The following is a 2,575-nucleotide window of genomic DNA, read 5'->3' on the forward strand; positions in this document are numbered from 1 at the left end:
GGCGTACCAGCCCGCGCTGGCGAGCTCGGCGGCGCCGGTCGGCGTGGGCGCGCGCAGGTCGGCGGCGAAGTCGGCGATGGTGAAGTCGGTCTCGTGGCCCACGCCGCACACGACCGGCAGCGGGCAGGCGCGCAGGGCGCGCGCCAGGGCCTCGTCGTTGAAGGCCCACAGGTCCTCGATGCTGCCGCCGCCGCGCACCAGCAGCAGCGCATCGACGCCATCCTCCGCGGCGCGCCGGCCGGCGCTGCGGACCGCCTCGAGCAGGCGCGCGGGGGCGTCGGCGCCCTGCACCGGCGCGGGGTAGAGCACCACCGGAAGATGCGGTGCGCGCCGCCGTAAAGTGACCAGCACGTCGCGCAGCGCGGCGGCCTGCGGCGAGGTGACGATGCCGAGCGCGCGCGGGTAGCGCGGCAGCGCGCGCCGGCCGGCCTCGTCGAAGAGGCCTTCGGCGGCGAGCTTGGCCTTGAGCCGGTTGAAGGCCTCGAACAGGCTGCCGATGCCGGCCGGGCGCAGCGCCTCGACGCTGAGCTGGTAGTCGCCGCGCGCCTCGTACAGGGTGACGAGCGCGCGCGCCTCGACGCGCATGCCGTTCTCGGGGCGGAAGGCGAGCAACTGCGCGCGGTTGCGCCACATCGCGCAGCGCACCTGGGCGGAGGCGTCCTTGAGGGTGAAGTAGACGTGGCCGGAGGCGGCGCGGACGAGGTTGGAGATCTCGCCGCCCACCCACATCGGGGGCAGCGTGGATTCGAGCAGCTCGCGCGCCATGCGGTTGAGTTCGGAGACGCTGAGGACCTGCGCGGCGGGCGTCGCGGCGCCGTTTGCGGGCAAGAAGGAGTTCGCGGGCATGCCCGGATTGTAGCGGAATCCACAGGCTTTCGACCTTGTCAAGGGCGCGCTCGCAAGTCCTTGATCGATAAGGGGTGATATTGCAAGTTATTGATTCATAAGGTTTCGGGTGCTTGCACAATTTTGCATCGGAGTGAGGGAAAGCCTGCCGTTGCGGGCTTTGCGGGCAGGATCCCGAAATCGTCCACAAACTTATCCACAGCTTCTGTGGATTGCCGTGACCCGTCCCGTGGCCGCTGTGTATAAGCCCCGCATGCCGCGACATGCGCTGCGCCCCGGTATGCGCAGCGTGATGCATGCGGCTTGCCGGGCGGGGGGCGCGGCGCTAGAGTCTCGCCTTTCCCATGAAGAGGTGAGCCCGCGTGTTCGCGATCATCCAGGCCGTTGGCTGGCCGATCTGGCCCCTGATACTGGCGTCGGTCATCGCGGTGGCGCTCATCATCGAGCGCTCGATCACCCTGCGGCGTTCGCGCATCGTGCCGCCCGGGCTGCTCGACAAGGTGCTGAACGACCTGCGTCAGATCGGGCCCTCGGGCGAGATGGTCGAGCGCGTCGCCGCGCACTCGCCGCTCGGTCGCGTGCTCGCCGCCGGCCTGCGCAACGTGCACAGCCCGCGCGAGGTGATGAAGGAGTCCATCGAGGAGACCGGGCGCGCGGTGGTGCACGAGCTCGAGCGCTTCCTCACCACCCTCGGCACGATCGCCGCGATCAGCCCGCTGATGGGCCTGCTCGGGACCATCATCGGCATGATCGACATCTTCGCCTCGCAGGGCGTGAGCGGCGCCAACCCGGCCCAGCTCGCGCAGGGCATCTCGATCGCGCTGTATACCACCGGCCTCGGCCTCATCATCGCGATCCCGGCGATGATCTTCTGGCGTCACTTCCGCGCGCTGATCGACAGCTTCGTGATCGACATGGAGCAGCAGGCGATCAAGCTCGTCGAGGTCGCGCACGGCGAGCGCCGGGCGTAAGGGAGCGGGCGATGAACTTCCGCCGCGGCAGCCGCAACGGCGAGCCCGAGATCAACCTGATCCCGCTCATCGACGTGGTGCTGGTGATCATCATCTTCCTGATGCTGACCACCACCTTCTCCAAGGTCTCCGGCCTGGAGATCAACCTGCCCACCGCCGAGGCCGAGGGCAGCGAGGCCGAGACGCGCGAGATCGTGGTGGCGGTGACCGCCGCCGGCGAGGTGCTGGTGAATCGCCAGGCGGTGGGCGAGCGCAGCGTCGAGGCGATCGCCGCCGCGCTCGGCAAGTCGGCCCCGGCCGACGGCGACACGCCGCCGGTGGTGGTGATCAACGCCGACGCGCGCACGCCGCACCAGAGCGTGGTGGACGTGATGCAGGCCGCGCAGCGCGCCGGGCTGCCGCACATCACCTTCGCCACCCAGTCGTCGGCGCAGTGAGGCCATCCGGCCCGCGCCGCCTCCGGGACTGAGCGTGGCGACGCAGGCCCCCGCGTTCTGGCAGCGCCGCGGCGCCCTCGCGCACGCCCTGCGTCCGCTCTCCCTGCTGTTCGGCGTCCTCGCCCGCCGCCGTCGCGCGCGCGCGCGGCCGCAGCGCCTTCCGGTGGCGGTGATCGTGGTGGGCAACATCGCCGTCGGCGGCAGCGGCAAGACGCCGGTGGTCGACTGGCTGGCCGGGATGCTGCGCGCCGCCGGCCACCGACCCGGCATCGTCAGCCGCGGCCATGGCGGCACGGCGAGCGCGCAGGGCGGGCTCGCCCT

Annotated in this window: 4 protein-coding genes; 3 read left to right on the forward strand and 1 reads right to left on the reverse strand. The window is 71.3% G+C overall.

Annotated features, from left to right (window positions below; translation table 11 throughout):
• The coding region (xseA, locus tag C667_RS22050; RefSeq protein WP_004385425.1) for an exodeoxyribonuclease VII large subunit at window positions 1–846 on the reverse strand (846 nt) is incomplete at its 3' end.
• A 362-nt stretch (window positions 847–1,208) separates the two neighbouring features.
• Between xseA and C667_RS22055 the strand changes: the two genes are divergently transcribed.
• The 3 genes from C667_RS22055 to C667_RS22065 form a co-directional block, all read left to right on the forward strand.
• Window positions 1,209–1,817 (forward strand): MotA/TolQ/ExbB proton channel family protein, encoded by a 609-nt coding sequence (locus C667_RS22055; RefSeq protein WP_004385427.1) that lies wholly within the window; start codon window positions 1,209–1,211, stop codon window positions 1,815–1,817.
• A gap of 11 nt (window positions 1,818–1,828) precedes the next feature.
• The gene (locus C667_RS22060; RefSeq protein ID WP_004385428.1) at window positions 1,829–2,254 is read left to right on the forward strand and encodes an ExbD/TolR family protein; all 426 of its coding nucleotides are present in this window, start codon (window positions 1,829–1,831) and stop codon (window positions 2,252–2,254) included.
• A gap of 34 nt (window positions 2,255–2,288) precedes the next feature.
• A partial coding sequence (locus C667_RS22065; RefSeq protein WP_004385429.1) for a tetraacyldisaccharide 4'-kinase occupies window positions 2,289–2,575 on the forward strand: 287 nt, incomplete at its 3' end.

The sequence above is a fragment of the Thauera phenylacetica B4P genome (assembly GCF_000310225.1).
GTDB classification, from domain to species: Bacteria; Pseudomonadota; Gammaproteobacteria; order Burkholderiales; family Rhodocyclaceae; genus Thauera; species Thauera phenylacetica.

What these genes read in the sequence shown, in the direction of transcription:
- C667_RS22060 (WP_004385428.1), top strand. Translation starts at nt 1,829, where the DNA reads ATGAACTTCCGCCGCGGCAGCCGCAACGGCGAGCCCGAGATCAACCTG.